The 23,040-nt window shown below is 69.9% G+C and carries 21 protein-coding genes and 1 riboswitch; of the genes, 9 read left to right on the forward strand and 12 right to left on the reverse strand.

Translation table 11 applies throughout. The annotated features are described in order from the left end of the window. Positions 1-9: 9 nt before the first annotated feature. Together BLU81_RS19830 and BLU81_RS19835 are read right to left on the reverse strand one after the other, a co-directional pair. Positions 10-2,301: a putative bifunctional diguanylate cyclase/phosphodiesterase gene (locus BLU81_RS19830; RefSeq protein ID WP_092546047.1), complete on the reverse strand. Its 2,292-nt coding sequence runs from the start codon at positions 2,299-2,301 to the stop codon at positions 10-12. A 65-nt stretch (positions 2,302-2,366) separates the two neighbouring features. Then, the gene (locus BLU81_RS19835; RefSeq protein ID WP_092546048.1) at positions 2,367-3,569 is read right to left on the reverse strand and encodes an aminotransferase class V-fold PLP-dependent enzyme; all 1,203 of its coding nucleotides are present in this window, start codon (positions 3,567-3,569) and stop codon (positions 2,367-2,369) included. Between the two features lie 17 nt (positions 3,570-3,586). Next, positions 3,587-3,701: riboswitch (SAM riboswitch) on the reverse strand. A 72-nt stretch (positions 3,702-3,773) separates the two neighbouring features. Between BLU81_RS19835 and BLU81_RS19840 the strand changes: the two genes are divergently transcribed. Next, positions 3,774-4,559 (forward strand): DUF1684 domain-containing protein, encoded by a 786-nt coding sequence (locus BLU81_RS19840; RefSeq protein WP_092546049.1) that lies wholly within the window; start codon positions 3,774-3,776, stop codon positions 4,557-4,559. Positions 4,560-4,570: 11 nt separating this feature from the next. Beyond that, positions 4,571-5,641, forward strand: a complete 1,071-nt coding sequence (locus BLU81_RS19845) for a M20 family metallopeptidase (RefSeq protein ID WP_092546050.1) — start codon at positions 4,571-4,573, stop codon at positions 5,639-5,641. Between the two features lie 36 nt (positions 5,642-5,677). Here the strand turns inward: BLU81_RS19845 and BLU81_RS19850 are convergent, their stop codons facing one another. After that, a complete protein-coding gene (locus BLU81_RS19850) occupies positions 5,678-6,253 on the reverse strand; it encodes an HDIG domain-containing metalloprotein (protein WP_092546051.1) in 576 nt (191 codons plus the stop codon). Between the two features lie 73 nt (positions 6,254-6,326). Further along, positions 6,327-6,647 carry an STAS domain-containing protein gene (locus BLU81_RS19855; RefSeq protein WP_092546052.1) on the reverse strand — a complete coding sequence of 107 codons (321 nt, stop codon included), beginning with the start codon at positions 6,645-6,647 and terminating at the stop codon, positions 6,327-6,329. Positions 6,648-6,940: 293 nt separating this feature from the next. Between BLU81_RS19855 and BLU81_RS19860 the strand changes: the two genes are divergently transcribed. Next, complete coding sequence (locus BLU81_RS19860) at positions 6,941-8,506, forward strand: glycoside hydrolase domain-containing protein (RefSeq protein WP_092546053.1); 1,566 nt, start codon at positions 6,941-6,943, stop codon at positions 8,504-8,506. Here BLU81_RS19860 and BLU81_RS19865 read toward each other — a convergent pair. The 6 genes from BLU81_RS19865 to BLU81_RS19890 all read right to left on the reverse strand — a co-directional run bounded on the left by BLU81_RS19865 (position 8,479) and on the right by BLU81_RS19890 (position 13,527). Next, a complete protein-coding gene (locus BLU81_RS19865) occupies positions 8,479-10,167 on the reverse strand; it encodes a sensor histidine kinase (protein ID WP_092546054.1) in 1,689 nt (562 codons plus the stop codon). The genes BLU81_RS19860 and BLU81_RS19865 overlap by 28 nt on opposite strands. Next, a complete protein-coding gene (locus tag BLU81_RS19870; protein WP_231954658.1) occupies positions 10,160-11,815 on the reverse strand; it encodes a GAF domain-containing sensor histidine kinase in 1,656 nt (551 codons plus the stop codon). The genes BLU81_RS19865 and BLU81_RS19870 overlap by 8 nt, the downstream gene beginning before the upstream one ends. A gap of 55 nt (positions 11,816-11,870) precedes the next feature. Next, positions 11,871-12,119 carry a hypothetical protein gene (locus tag BLU81_RS19875; protein ID WP_092546055.1) on the reverse strand — a complete coding sequence of 83 codons (249 nt, stop codon included), beginning with the start codon at positions 12,117-12,119 and terminating at the stop codon, positions 11,871-11,873. A gap of 90 nt (positions 12,120-12,209) precedes the next feature. After that, complete coding sequence (locus BLU81_RS19880; RefSeq protein WP_092557338.1) at positions 12,210-12,548, reverse strand: L-rhamnose mutarotase; 339 nt, start codon at positions 12,546-12,548, stop codon at positions 12,210-12,212. Between the two features lie 57 nt (positions 12,549-12,605). Further along, positions 12,606-12,971, reverse strand: coding sequence for an Mth938-like domain-containing protein (locus BLU81_RS19885; RefSeq protein ID WP_092546056.1), 366 nt, complete (start codon positions 12,969-12,971; stop codon positions 12,606-12,608). 10 nt (positions 12,972-12,981) lie between these two features. Further along, a complete protein-coding gene (locus BLU81_RS19890; protein WP_197686306.1) occupies positions 12,982-13,527 on the reverse strand; it encodes a hypothetical protein in 546 nt (181 codons plus the stop codon). Between the two features lie 89 nt (positions 13,528-13,616). Between BLU81_RS19890 and BLU81_RS19895 the strand changes: the two genes are divergently transcribed. The 4 genes from BLU81_RS19895 to BLU81_RS19910 all read left to right on the forward strand — a co-directional run bounded on the left by BLU81_RS19895 (position 13,617) and on the right by BLU81_RS19910 (position 16,997). Beyond that, entirely contained in the window at positions 13,617-14,459 is an 843-nt protein-coding gene (locus BLU81_RS19895; protein WP_092546057.1) for an alpha/beta hydrolase family protein, read from the forward strand. Beyond that, positions 14,456-14,872 carry a MarR family winged helix-turn-helix transcriptional regulator gene (locus tag BLU81_RS19900; protein ID WP_197686307.1) on the forward strand — a complete coding sequence of 139 codons (417 nt, stop codon included), beginning with the start codon at positions 14,456-14,458 and terminating at the stop codon, positions 14,870-14,872. Before BLU81_RS19895 ends, BLU81_RS19900 begins: the two co-directional genes overlap by 4 nt. 61 nt (positions 14,873-14,933) lie before the next feature. Beyond that, on the forward strand, positions 14,934-16,307 hold the full coding sequence (locus BLU81_RS19905; protein WP_092557344.1) for an NAD(P)/FAD-dependent oxidoreductase: 1,374 nt from the start codon (positions 14,934-14,936) through the stop codon (positions 16,305-16,307). A gap of 69 nt (positions 16,308-16,376) precedes the next feature. Continuing rightward, the gene (locus BLU81_RS19910; protein WP_231954659.1) at positions 16,377-16,997 is read left to right on the forward strand and encodes a thymidine kinase; all 621 of its coding nucleotides are present in this window, start codon (positions 16,377-16,379) and stop codon (positions 16,995-16,997) included. Between the two features lie 3 nt (positions 16,998-17,000). Here BLU81_RS19910 and BLU81_RS19915 read toward each other — a convergent pair whose 3' ends face one another. Further along, positions 17,001-17,951, reverse strand: a complete 951-nt coding sequence (locus BLU81_RS19915; protein WP_092546059.1) for a lamin tail domain-containing protein — start codon at positions 17,949-17,951, stop codon at positions 17,001-17,003. A 95-nt stretch (positions 17,952-18,046) separates the two neighbouring features. Between BLU81_RS19915 and BLU81_RS19920 the strand changes: the two genes are divergently transcribed. Together BLU81_RS19920 and BLU81_RS19925 are read left to right on the forward strand one after the other, a co-directional pair. Continuing rightward, positions 18,047-19,813 carry an ABC transporter ATP-binding protein gene (locus BLU81_RS19920; protein ID WP_092546060.1) on the forward strand — a complete coding sequence of 589 codons (1,767 nt, stop codon included), beginning with the start codon at positions 18,047-18,049 and terminating at the stop codon, positions 19,811-19,813. 2 nt (positions 19,814-19,815) lie between these two features. Next, on the forward strand, positions 19,816-21,747 hold the full coding sequence (locus BLU81_RS19925; protein WP_231954796.1) for an ABC transporter ATP-binding protein: 1,932 nt from the start codon (positions 19,816-19,818) through the stop codon (positions 21,745-21,747). Positions 21,748-21,945: 198 nt separating this feature from the next. On the opposite strand, the gene BLU81_RS19930 is transcribed toward BLU81_RS19925, so the two are convergent. Beyond that, on the reverse strand, positions 21,946-23,010 hold the full coding sequence (locus BLU81_RS19930) for a hypothetical protein (protein ID WP_092546062.1): 1,065 nt from the start codon (positions 23,008-23,010) through the stop codon (positions 21,946-21,948). Positions 23,011-23,040: the final 30 nt, after the last annotated feature.

Consider the following 23,040-nt stretch of genomic DNA (forward strand, 5'->3'; position numbering starts at 1 on the left):
GGCCGGACTCTAACCGGCGACAGCGGTCCCCATGGTTTCGTCCAGATGAACTCCCTCGAAGGTGCCCCGTTCGATGGACTTCAGGAGCATCGCCTCGAACTCCGGCGAGGGCAGCGGCTTACTGAAGAAGTACCCCTGCACGGCCGGGCACCCGGCGGTCCGCAGCGCCTCCCAGTCGGCCTGTTCCTCGACGCCCTCGGCGATCGTGGACATGCCCAGCGAACGGGCCAGCCACAGCACCGCCTCGATGATCGAGGCCTTGCGGGCGTCCTCGGCCAGGCCGGCCACGAACGAGCGATCCAGTTTGACGATGTCGGCGGGCAGCGACTTGAGCCAGGTCAGCGAGCTGTACCCGGTGCCGAAGTCGTCCAGGGCGATCCGGACACCGAGCCGTTTGAGGGCGTTGAGGCGCTCGCTGACGTCGACCGCCGAGGTGAACAACGCGGTCTCGGTGATCTCCAGGACCAGACGGGACCGGTCGAAACCGGGCAGGGCGGCCAGCACACTCTCGACCATCGGCACGAAGTCCGGTTCGGCGAGCTGCCGGGGGCTGACGTTGACCGAGATGTAACCCAGCCGGTCCGACCACTGCAGCAGATGCTCGACGGCGGTCCGCAGCACGTGTTCGCCGAGCGGCACGATCAGGCCGGTCTCCTCGGCGGCTTCGATGAAGTGGAAGGGACTGAGGATCTCGCCGTCCGGGGTGCGCATCCGGACCAAGGCCTCGGCGCCGACGATCCGCCCGGTCTCGGTGGAGACCACCGGCTGGAACCAGAGCGGGAGCGTCAGCCGCGGGTCACCGGCCAGGGCACGGCGGACCCGGGCCTCGGCAGCGATCTTCTGTTGTACGGGTACCCGCAGCTCGTCGGTGTAGACCTGGACCCGGTTGCCGCCGGCCCGCTTGGCCGCGTACATCGCGGTGTCGGCGGCCAGCACCACGTCGTCGGCCGGGACCGAGCCGGAGGCCGTGGTGACGCCGACGCTGACCGAGACGGGCAGCTCGGCCTTCTCGTTGCCGCCGACGGTCAGCGGTTCGGCCAGCGCGGCGAGGATGCCGTTGCCGACCCGCAGACCACTGCCGGCCGGGCCCTGCACGGCCACGATGAACTCGTCGCCGCCGAGCCGCGCCACCAGAGCCCCGTCCGGCACCACCTGGGAGAGCCGGCCGGCGAGCGCGCGCAGCACGTCGTCGCCGGTGGTGTGCCCGTTGCCGTCGTTGATCGTCTTGAAGCGGTCGATGTCCAGGTAGATGACGCTGACCGGCTCGGCGCCGTCGGCCAGCAGTTCGGTCAAGTCGTGTTCGAAGGCCTTGCGGGAGAGCAACCCGGTGAGCGAGTCGTGCCGCACCTGGTAGCTCAGCTCGGCCTCGTGGTCGCGGACCGCGGTCACGTCGATGCAGTGCACGAAGATCAGGCGCAGGTCGCCGTCCGGGCCGTAGATGCCGGTGCCGTGAGCCTGCACCCAGATCAGCGAACCGTCGTCGAGCCGGCGGAACTGCCGGGTCGCGGTGACCGGCTCGCGGGCCTCGATGAGCAGCTGCAGCATGCCCACCTGGTCCTCGTCGACCGTGCTCAGCGGCAGGTCGTGGATGGTGAAGCCGTCCGGCAGTTCGTCCGGCAGGCGCAGCCACTCCCGGTAGGCGCTGTTGGTGCGCACCAGAAGACCGGCCGGCGTGAACATCGCCATCGGCACCGGCGTCTCGTCGAAGGCGACGCCGAGCTGGGCCTGGCTCTCGTTCAGGTCCTCCCGCGCCCGTTTCTCCTCGATCTCGTTGAAACGCCAGGCGACCAGCTGGAAGGCGGCCGAGGCGAGGACCGCACTGCCATGCACCAGCGCCCAGATCAGCGGATGAGCCTGGGCCGGGCCGTGCCCGAAGGTGTGGTCGCTCTGCAGCGTGCCGAACCCGGCGTGGTGCACCACGGTGGCGACCAGGAAACCGCCGAACGGGACCCAGTCGCGGTACAGCGCGAGCGCCGCCACTGCGATGAAGAAGGTGAAGTGGGCCTCGGTGAGCCCGTCGCAGAGCGCGACGAAGCCCGCACAGGAGACCGCGAAGCCGAGCGCCACCGCGAGCGACCGCGGCCGGCGGCCCCGCATCAGCCGGGCCGCGACCAGCGACGGCAGGACCAGCGCATCGGTGATGAGCAGCTCTTTCACGCTGTCGTCACCCTGCCACAGGCCGAACAGGGTCAGGAACACCATGAAGACGGCGAGCAGCACCGTCAGCAGCCCGTGCCGGCCCGCCCAGTCCTCGTCGTTGAGCCCGCCACCGGTCGGAAACCGGTCACGGAGCCGCGTCATCCATGTCGCCACGAACGAATCATCGGCCACCGGGGATGGCTACGGAAGCGTCTTCGGGTTGTAGGTCAGGAGCGAAGTACCGCTGCCAGAGCGGCCAGCAGGCGATCAACGTCATCGATGTCGCTGCCCAGACCGAAACTGATCCGCAGCAGACCGGTGCCGCCGTCGCTACAGGAACCGGTCTGCTCACTGCCGGTGAGGCGGCGGACCAGCGGGTGCGCGCAGAACTGCCCGGCCCGCACCCCGATGCCGTGGTCCCGGCCCAGCAGCTGGGCGACGGCCGCCGGGTCATGGCCGGGCAGGGCGAGCGAGACGATGCCGACCCGCGGGTGGTCCGGGCCGAAGACGCTCACCTCGACCGCCTCCGGGATGCCGGCCAGGCCGTCGCGCAGCCGGGCGAGCAGGTGCTGTTCCTGCTGGTGCAGGGCGAACCGGTCGGTGGCGGTCAGCGCCTCGCAGACCGCGGCGATGGCGACGGCGCCGAGCAGGTTCGGGGTGCCGCCCTCGTGCCGGGCCGCGCCGGTGGCCCACACCAGGTCGTCGAGGTCGTCCCCGACGGCGGCACTCGCGCCGCCGCCGGCCAGGTACGGGCCGGCGGCGTCCAGCCAATCGGAGCGCCCGGCGAGCACCCCGGCACCGAACGGCGCGTACAGCTTGTGGCCGGAGAAGGCGATCCAGTCGGCGCCCAGGTCCTCCAGGTCGACCGGCCGGTGCGGGGCGAGCTGGGCGGCGTCCACGACCACCCGGACTCCGTACGAGTGCGCCACGTCGGCCAGCTCACGCACCGGCCACACCTCGCCGGTGACGTTGCTCGCCCCGGTCACCGTCAGCACGGCCGGGCCGGTCAGCCCGTCCAGGGCCTGCTTGAGGGCGTGCACCGCCTCGTCCGCCGACGCCGGGGTGGGCAGGCGCAGCGGGTTCGGCCAGGGCAGCAGGTTGGCGTGGTGCTCGCCGTCGAACTGCACGGTGGTGGTGCCCGCCGGCAGGGCGCGGGCCAGCAGGTTGAGGGCGTCGGTGGTGTTGCGGGTGAAGATCACGGTGTCGCCGGGGCGGGCGCCGACGAACTCGGCCACCACGTCGCGGGCCAGCTCGTAGGCGAGGGTGGATGCCTGGGAGCGCACGCCGGTGCCACGGTGCACGCTGCCGTACCGGGGAAGAAGGTCCTGCACCGCGTCAGCGGCGGCCCGCACACAGGGGGCCGACGCCGCGTAGTCGAGGTGAACGAAGTCGCTGTCGTCGCCGATGACTTCGAGAGAGAAAGATGGCATGACCGCGCCTCCACGGGTTCGCCGTTTTGCCGATGTCGGGCGACATCAGCCCGGTCTTCACCCGGGGCACCCCATCGCGAACGCAAGGGTTGCCGGCCAGCAAGCCGGGGCTATCTGCTGGCACTCATGACCTGTCGCCGAAGTTATCAGATCTCACGCACCGGGTCCATATCACATTCAGCGAGTAGGGATTAAGGTCACGGTATGACGATCTCGTTCCAGGAGCAGTGGGACCAGTGGCACGCCGCCCACGAGAAACGGCGCGCCGACCCGCACGGCTTCCTCGCCATCACCGGCCTGCACTGGCTGACGGACACCCCGCAGCGCTTCGACGACGCTCCCGGCGATTGGAGCACCGGGCCGGACGGGGTCACCGTGGCCCTCGCCGAGGGTGAGTCGCTGACCCTTTCCGATCAGGTCATCACCGGCACACACACCTTCGCGCCGATCGCCGAGCGTGCCGACGTCACGGTCACCTTCGGTGATGCCAAGATCGAAATTGCCAAGCGCGGCGGGTTCGACGTGGTCCGCCCCCGGCACCCGTCCAGCCCGGTGCTGGCCGCCTACCCCGGCACTCCGGCCTTCCCCGCCGACGAGAAGTGGCAGGTCACCGGTCGTTACGTGGCGTTCGACGCGCCGCAGTCGACCACCGTCGGTTCGGTCGCCGAGGGCATCGAGCACGTCTACGAGGCGCCCGGCCGGATCGAGTTCGACCTCGGCGGCTCACCCCGGTCGCTGACCGTGTTCAACGGCTACCTCCCCGGCACACTGTCCGTGCTGTTCACCGACGAGACGTCCGGCCTGACGACATACGCCGCGAACCGCTCGCTGCTGATCGACGCGCCCGCCGCCGACGGCACGGTCACGATCGACTTCAACCGGGCGGTGAACCTGCCGTGCGCGTACACCGAGTTCGCGACCTGCCCCCTGCCACCCGCCGGCAACCGCCTCGGTGTGGCCGTCGAAGCCGGCGAGAAGAAGCCCGACTAGATTCCGTCGGTATGGACGACCTGATCGAGCTGCTGGCGATCCCCTCCACCGCCGACCGCCCGGACGACCTGCGGCGAGCCCTCGATCTGGTGCTCGCCCTGGTCGGCCCGGGTTTCGAGGTGCGCCGCTTCACCTCCGGCGGCAAGCCCAGCGCCCTCGTCAGCACCCCCGGCCACCCCAGGGTCATCCTCAACGCCCACCTCGACGTGGTCCCCGGATCGCCGGCCCAGTTCAAACCCGAGATCAACGGCCATCGCCTGTACGGCCGGGGAGCCCACGACATGAAGGCCGCCGCCGTGGCGATGGCGACGGTCTTCCGTGACGTCGCGCCGCTGCTCCCCTACCCGATCGCCCTGCAATTGGTGACCGACGAGGAGGTCGGCGGCTTCGACGGCACCGGCCACCAGGTCGCGCAGGGTGTCCGCGGCGACTTCGTGATCATCGGCGAGCAGAGCGACCTGCGGATCGTGGCCGAGTCGAAGGGCATCGCCCGGGTCCGCCTGACCGCCACCGGCCGGACCGCGCACGCCGCCTACCCGTGGCTGGGTTCCAACGCCCTGCTCACCGTGATGTCAGCGGTGCAGCGCCTGGTCGACCGCTATCCGGTACCGGCGTCCGAACAGTGGGTGACCACGGTGAACGTGGCCCGCGTCGACACCCCGAACACCACCGCCAACGTGGTGCCGCACGCGGCCGGGGCCCTGCTCGACATCCGCTTCCCGCCGTCCGACCGCGACTTCGCCGGCCGCACCCACCAGCAGATCGCCGACCACCTGCGCTCGGTGACCGGCCTCGGGGTGCGGGTCCGGCTCGACGCGCTGGGCGCCCCGCACTGGGCCGACCCGGGATGCGCCGAGGTCCGCCTGCTGCAGACCGCCGCACAGGACGCCGGCTACACCGGCGCCCTGCTGCGCAAACACGGCGCCGCCGACGGCCGTTTCTACTCCGCGGCAGGCGTGAACGCGGTCATCTTCGGCCCCGGCGGCGACGGCCAGCACGGCCCGGAGGAGTACGTCGACCTCCGCACGCTGCCCCCGTACCGCGAGGCCCTGACCAGTTTCCTGCTCAGCCTCGCCGGTTAGCGCATCGTCGCCCGGCAGGCGAAAAGGCCGGAAGGGTCAGGCGGCCAGCGAGTGGCCGGTCCAGGCCGCTAGCGAGTGCTCCACGCGGGCGGTGATGGAACGCAGGTGAGGGCGGCGTTCCGGGTCGACGCGGGCGTTCCAGGAGCACGGGCCCTGGCGCAGCAGCATCTCGGTGTAGCGCGCTTCGGTGTCCACCCGCAGGCCGCTCGGGCCGGTCGTCTGGTCGGCGTAGGTGAGGGCGTCAGCCATCAGGCTGCGCTCGTCGGGGAACGCCGACAGTTCGGCGGCCAGGCCGCGGGCGGCGCCGACGAAACGGGCGCCGGAGTGGTAGGCGACCAGGCCGGTGATGCGGGCCGGCCAGCCTTCGGCGCTCAGGTGCACGGCGCCGTCGAGCGGGTGGAAACCGGTCAGCGCGATCGTCTCGGCGTAACCGACGTCGTGCAGCCAGGCCGCTGTCACCAGGATGTCCGGGTCCAGGCCCAGCCGGGCGGCCAGTTCGGCGGCCCGGGCGGCCACTCCGGCGGTGTGCTTCCAGCGGTTACCGCTGTCGCCGATCAATTCCTCGGCGACGCTCCGGGCCAGGTCGGCGCGGGTGAACAGAACGGCTGTCATGGCCGGATGCTACGTCTCCGCAGGTTAACAACGGGCCAACTGGCGATGGCCGCTGTCCGAAACTGATGACGGCTCAGGACAATCGCACCCGCTGCGACGGAACTCCGGCGGCATGCAACTGGGCGGCCACGGTGCGGTTCGGATTGTGGACGAAGACGGCCACCTGATTGTCGTCACCGAGGTAGCAGGCGGCGACCACCGAACCCAGGTTGATCGGGTCCAGGTCGCGGACGTCGGCCAGGTCGACGATCAGGCGGAGCGGGCGGACACGGCGGACCGTGTGTACCAGGAGTTGCCGGAGTTCCACGGCCTCGTCGGGACCGACCGAACCGTGTGGCTGGATGACCACGCTGCCGTCGGGACTGGTGTTGACATCGAGTACCGCGCTACGCATCGGACTGCCTCTCGTTACCGAGCGTTCAGCTGTCCGCCCACCATAGGTGCGGTGCGGGAGCGCTCCGGCATAACGATCGGTGTCCATCAGGTGAACTGTCGGGAGTGAGTCCGCCCGGCCCGTACCCCGCCCCGGTCGAGATGGGGAACCAGCCGCGCGATCGACCCCGCGAGCACATGCCGGCCAGACCATCGGTGGCTGTTCGGGTGTTGTCGAATGGCCGAACGGCCGTGGTCGATCGGGAGATCATCTGGTTTCCTCGGTAGGCCCTGGAATCCGACGAAGCGGGACCCATGCTCCGAAAGCTCGCCGCGGTCGCCGTCATGCTCGCGGTCGTCCCGCTCGCCCTGATCAACGGCAACGCCACCGCCGCCACCACCCTCGCCCCGCAACCGGGCAACTTCACCGGGTACGGGTTCGACGCCTGCACCGCCCCGTCCAGCGACAGCATGGCGGCGTGGCTCAAGTCGTCACCGTACCGGGCGTCCGGCATCTACTTCGGCGGCGTGAACCGTGGCTGCACCCAGAAGAACCTCACCGCGTCCTGGGTGCGCGAGCAGGTCACCCGCGGCTGGCGGCTGATCCCGCTCTACGTCGGGCCGCAGGCCAGCTGCACCACGCTGACCAGCAAGAAGACTCGGATCGACAACACCAGGGCGGCCGCGCAGGGCCGGGCCACCGCCGACGACGCGATCACCCAGGCCACCGCGCTGGGGCTGTCGAAGGAGAGCGTGCTCATCTACGACATGGAGGCGTACCGGACCGACGACGCCGCCTGTCGTACCGGGGTGCTGAACTTCATGAGCGCGTGGACCGCCCGGCTGCACGACGCCGGTTACTTCTCCGGGTACTACAGCAGCACCTCGTCCGGTATCAAGGACCAGGTCGCGGTCTACAACCAGCCGGGGTACGTCCGTCCCGACTACGTCGACTTCGCCCGCTGGGACCAGGTGGTGACCGTCTCCGACACGGTCATCCCGGCCACCTACTGGCAGCCGAAACGGCGGATGAAGCAGTACCGCGGCGACCACAAGGAGACGTGGGGCGGCGTCACCATCAACATCGACAACGACTATCTCGACGTCGCCCGGCTGCCCGCCGCGAAACTCTCCGACTGGAACCGCAACGGCTGGTCCGACGTGCTGGCCCGGACCTCGTCGACCGGCAACCTGTACGCGTACCCCGGCAACGGCACCGTCGTCACCGAGGGCGCCCGGCTCAAGGTCGGCGTCTACGCCGCGGCGAACGCGCTGCTGCGGATGGACCTGAACCGGGACGGGTACGCCGACATGATCGCCCGCACCAAGGCCGGCGCGGTGTACTTCTACCCCGGCCTGAGCAGTGGGAAGTTCGGCAAGCGCAAACAGCTCTACAAGAACTTCAAGCACATGCGGGAACTGACCGCGATCGGCGACTTCAACAAGGACGGCTACCCGGACCTGCTGGCCGCCCAGACCAGCAACGGCAACGTCTATCTCTACCCGGGGCGCAAGGGCGCCACGTTCGGCAAGCGCAAGGCGATCGCGTACGGCGACTGGAACACCCGCAGCGAGTTCACCGGCGTCGGCGACTTCGACCGCGACGGCTTCCAGGATCTCGTCGGGAGACTGAACAGCACCGGCGCCCTGTACCTCTACCGCGGTAAGTCCGGCGGCCTCCACCCGGGCGCGCAGATCGGGACGGCCAAGGGCCTGCGTGACCTGCTCGGGGTCGGCGACTTCGACCGGGACGGCTTCACCGACCTGGCAGCGGTGCAGACGGCCACCGGGAACCTGATGCTCTACCGGGGCACCGGCAAGACCTTGACCGCGGGCGTACGGCTGGCGGTCGGCTATAAAGGCCGGTCACCGCTGTTCTGACCGGGCAACGTGAAGGCGACTGTCGTACCGCCGCCCGGGGTCTCCTCCATCTCGATGGCGCCACCGTGCCGTTCCACGATCCGCCAGCAGGTCGACAGGCCGATGCCGTGCCCGCCGGCGCTGCCGTTGCCGAGCCGGGTGAACATCTCGAAGACGCGCTGCCGCTGCTCGGGAGGGATACCGAGGCCGTTGTCGGCGACCCGGACGGTCCAGCCGCCGGCCGCACCGGCGACCGCGGTGACGACCACCCGGCAGGGCCGTTCCGGGTCCCGGTACTTGATCGCGTTCCCGACCAGGTTCTGCAGCAGCTGCCGGATCAGTACCGGGTCACCGGCGAGGGTCGGCAGCCCACCGGACGTCTCGACACTCGCCCCGGCGGCCTGCGCGGCCGGGCGCAGATCGGTGCGCACCTGCTCGAAGATGTCGGCCAGATCGGTCGCCACCCGGTGCACCGGGGCACTCCCGGCCTGGGCGTAGTCGAGCAGCGACCCGATCAGATCCCGCATCCGGGTGACCGCACGCCCGGCCGCCTCCACCCACTGCGCGGGCCGGCCCTGCACCTCGTCACCGATCAGTTCCAGGTAGCCGCCGACCGCGGTGAGCGGGGCGACCAGATCGTGACTGACCGCCCCGGCGAAGTTGTTCAGGTCGGTGTTCGAGCGGCGCAGGTCGGTGTTGGCGGCGGCCAGTTCCCGCCGGGCCGCCTCGATCACCCGCTGCTGGGCGCGGGCACTCGTCACGTCGTGCATCGCCACGACCGCGCCCTGCGGCTTCCCGCCCGGCCCGATCAGGGCCCGGCCACTGCTGCTGACCTGTATCGGCTCCCGGCCCGGCCGCTTGATGATGATCTCGGCGTCCTTGACGCTGCCGTCGTGCAGCGCCCGCAACAGCGGGATCCGGGCCGGTTCCAGCGGTGTGCAACCGTCGGTCTCGAAGAGCTGATACCGCCCGGACAGGTCGTTCGGGTCGATGTCCGGGTCGGCGTCCACCCCGTGCCACTCCCGCGCGGCCCGGTTGAACAGGGTCAGCCGGCCGGACTGGTCGGCGGCCACCACCGCCACGTCGATGGTCTCCAGCAGCGTGTCGGTCCAGCGCTGCCGTTCCTCGGCCAGCGCCGCCAACTCGGCGTTGATCCGGGCCTGCCGGCGCCGCTCGAACAGCGCCAGGATGATCCGGGCCAGATCCTGCAGCCGGGCGATCTGCTCCTCGTCCAGCTCAGCCGGTACAGAATCGAAGACACAGAGCGAACCGAGCGCGTGCCCTTCCGGCGTGACCAGCGGAAACGACGCGTAGAAGCGGACATCGGCCAGCACCCCGGTCACCCACGGGTTGGTCCGGAACCTCGGATCGGTGCTGGCATCCTTGAGGTACGTGAACTGCCCGCTCTCGAACCGCACCGCACACATCGAGTCGGACCGGGCCGAGTCGCCGCCCTCGAAACCGACCGTGGTGAGCTGGCACTGCCGGTTCTCGTCGATCAGGTTCAGCGTCGAGTGCGGCACCCCGGCCACGGTGGCGGCGACCCGGACCACCGCCTCCAGCTCGTCCCCGGCCGGGGAGTCGAGGAGCCGGTACTCATGCAGCGCGGTGAGGCGCAGTCGCTCCCGCTCCGACACACGCTCCGCCAGATCCACCTTCAGAAGTTCGGCAGCGCTACCCATGATCTGACGGTTTCCCGGGCAGCGTGACCACCACCGTCGTACCACCGCCCGGGGTCTCGCCGATCGTGATCGTCCCACCGTGCCGTTCGGCGATCCGCAGGCAGCTGGACAACCCGATGCCGTGCCCCGGTACCGGGAGACCGTCGACCCGGGTGAACATGTCGAAGACCTCCTCGCGCCGCCCCGGCGGGATACCGATCCCGTTGTCGGCGATCAGCACCGAGTCCGGCCCGGCGCTGATGTCGATCTGGCACGACCGCGACGGATCCCGGTATTTGACCGCGTTGCCGATCAGATTCTGCAGCAACTGCCGGATCAGCACCGGATCGCCGGTCAGCGTCGGCAGCACGGCCGGCACCGCGACCCGGGCTCCGGCCTCCACGATGTCCCCGGCCAGGTCCTGCAGGACCTGATCAAGAAGATCACCGAGCGGAACCGGCCTGGTACGTACCGGCGCGCTCCCGGCGGCCGCGTAACCGAGCAGGGCGTCGATCAGGTCCCGCATCCGCACGACCGCCTGGGCCGCGGCCCGCACCCATTCGTCGCCGCGCCCGCCCTCCTGCGGTTCCAGATCACTCAGCAGCTCCAGGTAGCCGCCGACCGCGGCCAGCGGCGCGACCAGGTCGTGGCTGACCGCCCCGGCGAAGTCGGTCAGGTCCGAGTTCGACCGGCGCAGTTCGGCGTTCGCGGTGGCGAGACGGCCGTGCGCCTCCTCGATGATGCGGCGGCGGGTGTGCTCGGCGGAGACGTCGTGAATGGCCACCACCGCACCGGTCACCTCGCCGGCGGCGGACTTCAGCGGAGCCGCGTTCGCCCGCACCGACCGGGTCCCGCGTACCGAACTCTGGAACACCAGCTCCCGGCCCAGGACCGGCTCGCCGGTGCGCATCGCCACCCGCAGTGGCAGATCGTCGTCGGCGACCAGGGTCCGGCCGTCCGGCTCGTAGAGCTGGAAACGCTCCGCCGCGCCGGTCAGGCCGCCGGTCATGTCGACGTCCGGCGGGTGGATCTCCCGGGCCGCCCGGTTGACCATGCTGACCCGGCCGTCCGCGTCGACCGCGACGACCGCCTCGTCGATGCTGTCCAGCACCGTCCGGGTCCACTGCTCCCGGGCCTGAATGGTCTCCTTGAGCTGCGCGGTCAGCCGGGCGTTGCGGCGCCGTTCGAAGAACGCCACCACGATCCCGGCCAGGTCGGTGAGCCGCTCGATCTGCTCCGTGCTGAGGTGCCCCGGCTTGTCGTCGAAGACGCAGAGCGTGCCCATCACGTTGCCGGCCGGGCTGATCAGCGGCGCCGACGCGTAGAAGACGATCCGCCCCAGCACCCCGGTCACCCACGGGTTGTCCCGGTAGTCCGGCTCGGCACGGGCGTCCGGCAGATGCACGAACACGCCCTGCGCCAGGCGGACCGCACACATCGAATCGTCCCGATCACACTGCCGGCTGGGGAAGCCGACGGTGGTCAACATGTATTGACTGCGGTCGTCGAGCAGGTTCAGGGTGGCGGCCGGCACCTTGGCGACCGCGGCGGCCACCCGGACGACCGCCTCCAGCTCGGCGGCCGGCGGCATGTCGAGCAGGTGGTAATCCCGCAGCTCCCGAACCCGCCGCAGCTCCCGCTCGATGCCCAGTTCAACCTCGATGCCCACGTGCTACCTATCGGCACCCGAACCGCACCCCTGACACCGCTGGTCCGGGTGATGCTCAGAACCAGCGGCGACGGCGATAGTGGCCGTGGTGCCGGTAATGGCCGTGATGACGGTAGTGACCGTGGTGGCCGTAGGCGCCCGGATGCCCGTAGGCGCCCGGGTGGTGACCGTGACCGCGCTGCCCGTACATCCGGTAGTTCACCTCACGGAGGAGGCCGTCGACTGCCGGGTTGTGCTTGCCGTGGGACATCCGTTGCAGCCTCGACGCGACCATCCCGAGCACGAACCGCTTGACAAAGCCCACCGCACGTCTCCTCTGTTGCCGGGTGCCTGGACTCCAGGGTAGGTGGTCTCCTCCACCCCTGACCTGTACGAATCCTGTCTGTTGGCTGTGTCAGAGTCGTTCGAGCTGTTCCTCCAGATGGAAGACCTGATCCAGGACGAGCATGCCCTCGTCCGGCCGGGCCTGCCCCAGAGCGGGGAAGAACTCGGCCATCGCGGCCTGCCAGCGCCCGTTCACCTCGGTCCGGGCCATCGCCTCCTGCACGGCCGCGAAGTCGTCGGTGACCAGGGTGCCGACGAGCAGCCCGTCGCCACGCAGAAAGAGCCGGTAGTCCCGCCAGCCGGTCTCGTGCAGCGCCTTGAGCATGTCCGGCCAGACGGCGGCATGGACCTCCCGATAGGCGTCGAGACGGGCCGGGTCGACCTGCAGGGTGAAACACACATGCGTCATGCCGCCATCCTGCCGCTCCACCCCCACGTTCGAAAAGAACGTTTCAATCCCCGGAAGTCAGCAGGTCGAGTGGAACAGCCCGCCGACCGCCTCGCCGACCGCCAGTTCGTTGTAGATCCGTACCGCCTCGGTGGTCTCCGCCTCGTGCACGGTGACACCGTGTGCCCGCAGCAGTTCCCGGGTGGCCGGGTCCACACCGAGCCGGAGTTCCATCCCCCTCGACAGCACCACCGTCGTGGCCCCGTTGTCGAGCAGTTCCTGGACGTCGCCGGGCAGGATGCCGGGCTCATGCTGGGTGCCGGCTTCCCGCCAGTCCCACGGCCGCCCGCCGCCGGGCCACAACTTGAAGTCCTTGCCCGGGGCAAGACCCTCGACCTCCATCCGCCCCCACGAGATCGAGTCGATCGCCGGTGACTTCGCCATTCGCACTTCCCTAGGTGTCGTAGAGACCGCAGTCCCATGGGGTGGAGAACGCCATGTAGTCGCCGGGCTCGGCGGTCACCCACCAGATGTCGCCGTCTGCCTCCGGCGCTTCGCTGATCAGGCCGAACGTGATGCCGAAACGCTCCACCTCGAACGGCGCGACGGAGATCCGCCCGTACTTCACGTTCCCGAGTTCCGCGAGGCGGCTCCGAAAGACCCCGGCGTCGTACGGGTCGATCCGGGCCTCGTCGAACTTACCGTCCGCGGTGAAAAGGTACAGCGCCACGAACTCCCGGCCGCCCGGCTCGAACGGCCGGGTCAGGAAGAACTGCCGGCCGTCGGCGGCCCGCCCGACGTGTTCGGCCAGGTAGTCGTCGTGATCGATCGCGACCCGCTCCGGCTCCACACCCTGCGGCGGAAGACTCGGCTCGACCGCGCAGGGATCATCGAACGCGGACGCCTCGGACGGGCCGAAGCTCACGCACCCGGCCGATCCTGCGGCGAGCAGAACAGTGACGGTGACCAGGGCGGCCGTTCGCCGCCATCGCAGGATCATGGCCGCAGACCGTAGCAGTGGCCGCCCGGCGATCGGGAAGACGCTGCGAGGACTGGCCCGGATGGCGGGCGTCGCCTAGTTTATGTCGCATGCGAAATAGTCTGGTCGAGGTCGGCGGGATCGTGGGGACGTTGTTCGAACCGGACGAGGAGCCGGTCGCCGTGCTGGTGATGCATCCGGCGACGGCCACCCCGGCCGGGTTCTACGCCGGGTTCGCGGAGTTCCTGGCGGAGAATCGGATCGCCGCGGTCACCTACGACTACCGGGGCACCGGACGGTCCGGGTCGCCGAAAGCGCATCGGGACCTGGGCATGAAGGACTGGATCGAGCAGGACGTGCCGGCCGTGACCCGATGGGCGGCCGGGCGGTTTCCGGGGCTGCCGCAGCTCGCGGTCGGGCACAGTCTCGGCGGGCACGCTCTCACCCTCGGTCATGGCGGGCCGGAGCTGACGGCGTTCGCGCTGGTGGCGTCGCATGTGGCGTCGATCGCGTCGATTCCGGACCGGGTCGAGCGCCTTCGGGTCCGGTTGGTGCTCCAGGGGCTGGGCCCGGTGCTCGCCGGAGTGTTCGGTTACGTCCCGGCCCGCCGTCTGGGGCTCGGTGAGGACATTCCGGTGGCGGCGATCCGGCAGTGGGGCGGCTGGGGTGCCCGGCGGAACTACCTGTTCGACGATCCGGCGATGGACGGTGCCGGGCGGGCCGCCGCGGTGACCCAGCCGGTGCTGGCGATCGGGATGAGTGACGACCCGTGGGGCACCCCGGCGCAGGTCGACCGACTCGCCGGCTACCTGACCGGTGCCGATGTCGAGCGGCGTACCTACACCCCGGCGGGTGCGGGGGTGGCACGCATCGGTCATCACGGATTCATGCGGCGCACCATGCGTGGCACCCTGTGGACCGATCTGCTGACCTGGTTCCATAAGCAGCTATGAGTCAGCGCCGCCTCGTCTTCGAGATGATGATCGCCGAGCGGAGCATGCGCCGGTGGATCGACGCGCGTTCCGGTGACAGCGGCATCGGCGCGGCCGGGGCGGGTGTGCTGTTCCACCTGGCGGGTCACGACAACGCCCTGGTCGGTGACGTGAGCGCGGCCATGTGCGCGTCGCCGTCCGGGATGAGTGGTCTGGTCAGCCGGCTGGAGAAGGGTGGTCTGGTGGCCAAGACCCCGGACGCGGCGGACGCCCGGGCGGTGCGGCTGTCCTTGACGCCGGCCGGGCGGGCGGCGGTCGAGGCCGCGAAGTCGGTGGTGCGGGAGCTGAACGCGGAGATGTCCGACGGCTTCACCGACGGGGAACTGGCCGTGGTGGCCCGCTGGTTGGGACACATCACACACCGATTGACCTGAGTACGGGTACTTCCGATCCAGCACTGGGCATACCAGAGTGAACCCAGACGAGGGAGTACTGATGACGCATCGAGTGGTAGTCGTCGGGGCCGGTTTCGGCGGTCTCTTCGCGATCAAGGCACTGCGCCGGGCAGACGTCGAGATCACTCTGATCAACGGAACCGCCTACCACCTCTTCCAGCCGCTGCTCTACCAGGTGGCGACGGGGATCCTGTCCGAGGGCGAGGTGGCTCCGCCGATCCGTGAGGTGCTGCGCCGGCAGGACAACGTCGACGTCCGTCTCGGCTGGGTGCAGGACATCGACGTGGAGTCGAAGGTCGTGTCGGTGGCGGGTCCGGGGATCGACTACACCGTGCCGTACGACACGCTGATCGTCGCGGCGGGCGCCTCCCAGTCGTACTTCGGCAATGATGGTTTCGCCGATCATGCGCCCGGCATGAAGAGCATCGACGACGCCTTGGAGCTGCGGGCCCGGATCTTCGGCGCGTTCGAGGTCGCCGACCTGCACACCGACCCGGAGACGATCGAGCGCTGGATGACGTTCGTGGTCGTCGGCGCGGGACCGACCGGTACCGAGATGGCCGGGCAGATCGCCGAGCTGGCCCATCGCACGCTGCGCGGGCAGTACAAGCACATCGACTCCCGGAAAGCGCGGATCCTGCTGGTGGACGCGGTCGGGGCGGTGCTGAACACGTTCGGTGACCACCTGTCCGCCAAGGCCGAGATCGAACTGGGCAAGCTTGGTGTCGAGGTGCGGACCGACACGAAGGTGGTGGCGGTCGACGCGACCGGCATCGAGGTGGAGTCGAACGGGCAGCGCGAGCGGATCCCGGCGATGACGAAGGTGTGGGCGGCCGGGGTGTCGGCGCCGCCGCTGGGCGGGAAGCTGGCCGCGGCGACCGGGGCGAAGACCGACCGGGCCGGCCGGATCCTGGTCGAACCGGACACCAGCCTGCCGGGGCATCCGGAGATCTTCGTGCTCGGCGACATGATGAACCTGGCCGGCGAGGACGGTAAGCCGCTGCCGGGCGTGGCGCAGGTCGCCATTCAGAGCGGCCGGCACGCCGCCGACCAGATCAAACGGCGCTTGACCGGCAAGGAGACGGGTCAGCCGTTCCGCTATTTCGACAAGGGCAGCCTGGCGACGATCTCCCGCTTCTCGGCGGTGGCGAGTATCGGGAAGGTGCGCCTGTCCGGCTTCCCGGCCTGGGTGGTGTGGGTGGCGGTGCACCTGTTCTACCTGGTCGGATTCAAGAACCGGGTGACCGCGGTGCTGCACTGGGCGGTCAGCTTCCTGGGCCGTGGCCGTTCGGAGCGCGTGTCGACCGAGCAGCAGGCGTTCGCCCGCCAGGCGATCCGGGCGTACGGAGATCCGTTCCGGCGGACGGACGACAGGTCAACAGCCACCGGAACGGCGGATGAACAAGCCAGGTAGCGTGTACCGGCCCGCGTAAGTCCTGAGGAAGGCTCACCATTGGTTCCGGTCGCTGTTTCCACACCCGTGGTGTCCCGAGCCAGGACCCTCGCTCCGGTCTTCCACGAGTTGACGCTGTTCCACGGCAGCATGGGGGCGGGCAAGTCTACGCTCGCGCTGCAGAACGCGTACAACCGCCGCGAAGCGGGCCGTCCCGGTGTTCTGCTGACCAGCATGGACCGGGCCGGCGCCGGGGTGATGTCGTCGCGCCTCGGGGTGGAGGCCGACGCGATCGAGGTGAACGACGGCACCGAGCTGACGGTGCTGATCGCGGGTGAGGTGCCGTCCGGCGGGTTCGTGATCGTCGACGAGGCGCAGTTCCTGCGGCCGGAGCAGGTGGAGCAGCTGGCCTGGTCGGTCGACGAACTGTGTGTGGACGTCGACTGCTACGCGATCTCCACGGACTTCCAGTCGCACCTGTTCCCGGGCGCGCAGCGGCTCCTCGAACTGGCCGACAACATCGTGTCGCTGCAGGTCGAGGTGGTGTGCTGGTGCGGGCGCCCGGGTCGGCAGAACGCCCGGATCGAGGACGGCCGGGTGGCCCGTTCGGGCGCGCAGGTGGCGGTCGGTGACACCAACGACGCGGCCGAGGTGACCTATCGGGTGCTGTGCCGCCGGCACTGGCGCAGCGGCGAAGCCGGGCCGGTGTAAAACCTAGGGGTAGATCATCCAGCCCCGCGTGTCGCCGTGGATGTCGAACAGGTAGCCGCCGTCGCCGACGCTGTGGTTGGCCGGATCGACGTTCGAGAAGATCGGCTTGGTCAGGCCCCAGTATTTGTGGGTGGCGGTGTCCCGGCCCGCGCCGACGTGCACGAAGACGTCACCGCCAGCCGGGACGACGGTACCGGCCGGGAACGTGTAACGCCGAAGCCCGGAGTCGCGCACCCACCAGCCGCCGACCGGCACGGCCGCCGCCGACGGGTTGTGCAGCTGGAACCATTCGCCGTTGAGGTTCTCCGCGTCGACACCCTCGGCGTCCGGGTTGACGGTCAGGGTCAGGCCGCTGTTCTGCGCCGGGCCGGATCGGCAGGCGTCGGTGTCGTAGAGTTCGCGACCCGCGGCGGCGGCCTGTTTGGCGGCGGCGTGGTAGACCTCGTCCATCGCCCATTCCCCGGGAAACGGTAACCACAGGGCGTGACCGCCGCGGACCAGTTCCGCGCCGACGTCCGTCCACTTCCCGGCGATCTTGACGGCCACCGAGCGCAGCGGCCGGCCCTCGCTGGCGCTGGCGGACTTCAGCGACGTCATCCGAACCTGGCCGCCGCCCGCTTTGACCAGCTGTTCCAGGCGCACGGTCGCGGCGAGCGCGTGACAGTCGCCCCGGCGTCGTTCCGGTTTCGGGGAGTAGACCTTCTGCTCCATCGCCTGGATGCCCAGGACCCGCACCGACACCAGGTCCTTGGTGCCGTCGCCGGCCAGGTCGACGCGCAGCGTGTCACCGTCGGCGACCCAGTCGACAGTTCCGGTCCACACCTGGCAGCGAGGGCTGCCTGCGGTCGCGGTGCAGGCGACGGTCGCGGCCTGCGCCGGGACGGCGGTGCCCGCGACGGCCGTGCCCGCGGCGGTCAGTGCTGCGGCGGCAAGGACTGCCAGGCGACGAAACATGACAACTCCATCGTCTGTCTCAGAGGGCGCTTGAGGCATTCTCCTTCGCTAGATCGTTAGCTAGGCTAAACACCACCACGTACGAGGAGCCTTGTTTGAGCGACGCCCCCCGCCGGGCACCCCGCGCCGGCATTCATCCGGACCCCTCGAAGAGCTGGCTGCGGCGCGCCTGGCCGATCGTTCGCGCGCATCGGATCCTGCTGGCCGTCTCGTTGACGTTGTCGTTCATCGGACTCGTCGTTCAGGTGCAGATCCCCGACCTGGTCCGAGTCGCCATCGACCGGGCACTGGTGGATCGTAACGACGATTTGGGGTTTTATGTCTGGTCCATCTGCGGGCTAGCCGTAGCTCAGGGAGGTATCAACTTTCTGGCCCGCCTCTACCTGCTCCGCACGGCCTTTGAGATGGAGTACGACCTCCGCAACATCGTCTTCACCCACATGATGCGAATGTCGTACGCGTTCTACGACCGGGTCCAATCCGGCGAACTCATCTCCCGGGCCACCAGCGACATCCGGGCCGTCCAGATGTACCTGGCGTTCGGCCCGTCGATCCTGGTCCAGTGCACGATCGCGGGCATCGCCTTCGCCCTGATGCTGTCGATCAACGCACCCCTGGCCGTGGTGGCGATGCTGACCATGCCGATCATCGCGATCCTGGGCGTCCGGATGCGCAAGGCGATCTTCCCGGTGTCGTGGCTGATCCAGTCCCGGCTGGCCGGGGTCGCCACCGTGGTCGACGAGAACATCCAGGGCGTCCGGATCGTGAAGGCGTTCGCCGCCGAGAAACAGCAGGTAGATCTGTTGAGCGAACAGGCCGACCGGGTCCGCTGGGCGTACACCACCGACGCCGGGATCCGCAGCCGGTGGATGCCGGTGATGGACAACCTGCCCCGGCTCGGGCTGGCGATGGTGCTGCTGGTCGGCGGCCTGATGGTGCTCGACGGCGACGCGACGGTCGGCACCATCGTGGCGTTCAACTCCTACGTGCTGATGCTGCAGCCACCGTTCCGGATGCTCGGCATGATCATCATGATGGGTCAGCGGGCGGCCGCGTCCGCACAGCGCATCTACGACATCCTGGACACCCCGGCGGAGATCGTCGACCCGGCCACCCCGGTCACACCGCAGCCTCGGGGAGAGGTCCGGTTCGACGGGGTGCGTTTCGCGTACCCGGACGGGACCCTCGCCCTTGATGGTCTTGATCTCCATGTACGTCCCGGCGAGACGATCGCGCTGGTCGGGGCCACCGGAAGCGGCAAGAGCACGGTCGCGCGGCTGGCAGCGCGCTTCTACGACACCGGCGGCGGGCGGGTGCTGATCGACGGCGTCGACGTCCGCGACTACCCGCTCACCACGCTGCGGGACCGGGTCGGCATCGTGCCCGACGAGCCGTTCCTCTTCTCGGTGTCGCTGCACGACAACATCGCTTTCGGACATCCCACGGCGACCCGCGACGAGGTGATCGAGGCGGCCCGGGCCGCCGGTGCGCACGGTTTCATTCACGATCTTCCAGCTGGGTACGACACCGTAGTCGGTGAACGTGGCTACACCCTCTCCGGCGGGCAGCGCCAGCGGGTGGCCATCGCCCGCGCGCTCCTGGTCAACCCGCCCGTGCTGATCCTCGACGACGCCACCAGTGCCGTCGACGTCCGGGTCGAGCACGAGATCCACGAGGCGTTACGCGACCTGATGCGGGACCGCACCACCATCGTGGTCGCCCACCGGCTGGCCACCATCGGCCTCGCCGACCGGGTCGTGCTGATCGAGAACGGTCGCGCGGTCGCCTCCGGCACCCACGCCTCGCTACTGGCCGACGAGCCCCGCTATTCCCGAGTCCTGGCATCGGAGGTGACCGCGTGAGCATGTTCGGAGGCGGATTCGGCGGACCCGGCGGTGGACCCGGCTCCGGGGCGATCGCGGGCATGGGCGGCACCGGCGCCCGCCGTAACAGCGGCTCCCCGTTCGCCGGCATCCCACCCGAACTCGCCGCCGGGGTCGCCGCCCTGGAAGCCCGCGAACCCGTGCACCCCGTGCCCGACGTGCCGTTTCGTCAGACCCCGGACTCCGGCCGGCTCACCCTGTGGTCGCTGCTGTCCGGCCGGCCCGGGCTGCTGGTCACCGCCGCGTTCGCGGTGCTGCTGGAAGCGCTGCTGCTGCAGTCCGGCCCGTACCTGGTGCAGATCGGCATCGACCACGGCATCGGGGCCGGCAACGTGCCGTGGCTGGTCTTCGCCGCGGTCGCCTTCCTCGCATCGGTGGTGCTCACCGCCCTCGCCTCCGGGATCCGGATCCGGGCCAGCGGGCGGCTCAGCGCCTACGCCACCCGGGACCTACGGGTCCGGATCTTCGCCCACCTGCAGCGGCTGAGCCTCGACTTCTACACGAAGGAGAAGGCCGGCGTCACGATGACCAGGATGACCTCGGACGTGGAGGCGCTGCAGCATCTGCTGTCCGAGGGGTTCGCCCAGTTCCTCATCCACGGGCTGACGATGGTCGTGGTCACCGCGGTACTCGTGCACTACGACGTGTCACTGGCGGTGATCACGCTGCTGATGGTCGTACCGCCGCTGGTGATCTTGTCGTTGTGGTTCCGGAAAGCCGCCGATGTCGGCTATAACCGCCAGCGGGACGCCATCGCCGGCCTCTTCTCGCACCTCACCGAGAGCCTGTACGGCGTCCGCGTCATCACCGCCCACAACCAGCGCGACCGCAACGTGATCGCGCACCGCGAGGTGGTCGGCGCCTACCGCGACGCCAACGACAACACCGGCCGCATCAACGCCGTCTACGGCCCCGGCACGTCGGTGATCGGACTGCTCGGCCTGGCCGCGCTGCTGCTGATCGGCGGCCGGATGGTGCTGCGCGGCACCCTCACGATCGGTGAACTGACCGCGTTCGTGCTCTACCTGAACGCGTTCTTCCAGCCGGTGCAGCAGCTCGTCCAGCTCTACACCAACTACCAGCAGGCCCGTGCCGCCCTCGGCAAACTCCGCGGCCTGCTGCGCACCATCCCCGCGGTCCAGGAGAAACCCGGCGCGATCCCGCTGCCACCCGCTGACGGTGGTCTTCTGATCAAGGACATGACTTTCGGGTACGACCCGGCAAGGCCGGTGCTGCGCGACGTCACCCTGCGGATCGCGCCCGGAGAGACGATCGCCTGCGTCGGCCCGACCGGCGCCGGCAAGTCCACCCTGGCCAAACTGGTCGCCCGCCTCTACGACCCGGACTCCGGCTCGATCCTCATCGACGGCCACGACCTGCGCGACGTCACCCTCGACAGCCTGCACCGGCAGGTCGGCGTGGTCCCGCAGGAACCGTTCCTGTTCGCCGGCACGCTGCGCGACAACATCGCCTTCGCCCGCCCCGACGCCCCCGAGTCGGCGATCCGGGCGGCAGTGGACGCGGTCGGCCTGCGGGACCTGGTCGACCGTTCCCCCGACGGCCTCGACACGGTCCTGCACGAACGCGGCCAGTCGGTGTCGTCCGGCGAACGCCAGCTGATCGCCCTGGCCCGCGTCTTCGTCGCCGAACCCCGGGTGGTGGTGCTCGACGAGGCCACCTCCAGCCTGGACCTGCGCTCCGAACTGCGGGTGGAGGCCGCGATCCAGCGCCTGCTCGAAGGCCGCACCGCGATCCTGGTCGCCCACCGCCTGTCCACGGCCCGCCGAGCCGACCGGGTGATCGTGGTCGACGCCGGCGGCATCCGCGAACAGGGCACCCACGACGACCTGCTAGCCGCCGGAGGCCACTACGCCACCATGTACGCCACGTGGCAGTCCCACACGACCCGCTGAGGCTGATAGCGTCGGAAACGGGGTGGCCCACGCCAAACCTCCAGCGACCGTCCCCGCAGCGCGGTCCTCGACGGAGGCAAAGGGATTCCCTTCTCGGGCCGCCTCTACACCAGCTATCAGGCCCCCGACCGACCCCCGGAGCCTGAACCGAGCCCACGCCTGACCCACCGGCCCGGCCTGGGCTCCCAGCACGGGGGGTCAGGCCGGGAGTTCGGACTCCAGGGTCGCGCTGATCTCCTTCACCTGGGCCTCGGTCAAGGCCGTGACGATGCCGTCGGTGGTCACCCGCCAGGTGCCGAAGTTGCGGGCCTTGACCTCCGCCGTGCACACCGCCACCTTGGCGGCGCCGGGAGCCAGGGTCAGGACCACCGGGCAGGTCTTGGCCGTCTTGCCGTTGCGGGTGAGGGCGACCGTGACCGTGACCGGGTTCGCCGGGGTCACGTGGTTCGCGGTCGCGGCGACCCGGTTGATGAACGCGATCTTGCCGGTGCAGGAGTCGGAGTCGCACTCGCGCAGGACCGTCCGGCCCTTCTGCACGATGCGGGAGCCCAGGTCGGCGGCGGTGGCCAGTTCGGCGGCGGTCCGGCGCAGCTGGGCGAAGAACGCGACCCGGTCGTTGTCGTCCAGGGCGGCCGGTTTGAGCTGGTAACCGGCGGCGGCGACGCCGAGCAGACGGGTGGGCTGGTCGGTGCTGAGCTGGAAGGTACGGTCGCCGGCCGTGACGAGCTGCACGACGGTGCCGTCGACGGTGGTGCGGGCGCCCGCCACGGGGGTGGTGATCCCGGCGCTGAGGGTCGCCGGGCCGAAGGTGGCGTTCAGATCAAGACCGAGGAACGTCGGCGGTACGAGTACCCAACGGTCGGCGAACACAGCGCGGCGTTCGTCGGTGATGCCGGCGCGGAGCCAGAAGCCGTCGGCGGCCCGCAGGAACGTGCGGTCGCCGATCTCCAGGACCTCACCGATCGTGCCGGCCGTCTGGATCGTGCCGAGCAGGGTGCCGCCGGCGGTGATCCGGGCGTCCAAGGTGTAGACGTCGCTGCTCCCGGCGGCCTGGAAGGTACCGGTGTAGCGGTGCGCGGGCGTGATCGCCAGGGCCGTGGCCAGGGCCGGCAGGTCGGCGACCGCTTTCCGGGCCGCGACGACGGCCGGGGCCGGCTGTTCGGCACCGAAGACGCGGGGGACCACAAAGATGTTGAGCGCGACGACGGCCAGCAGGCCGACACCGATACCGACGGCGCGCAGCCGGCGTCCGATGGTGCTCAATTGTCGTCTCCTCGTGAGTTCGGCAGGAGC

This window comes from Actinoplanes derwentensis (assembly GCF_900104725.1).
Classification (GTDB): Bacteria; Actinomycetota; Actinomycetes; order Mycobacteriales; family Micromonosporaceae; genus Actinoplanes; species Actinoplanes derwentensis.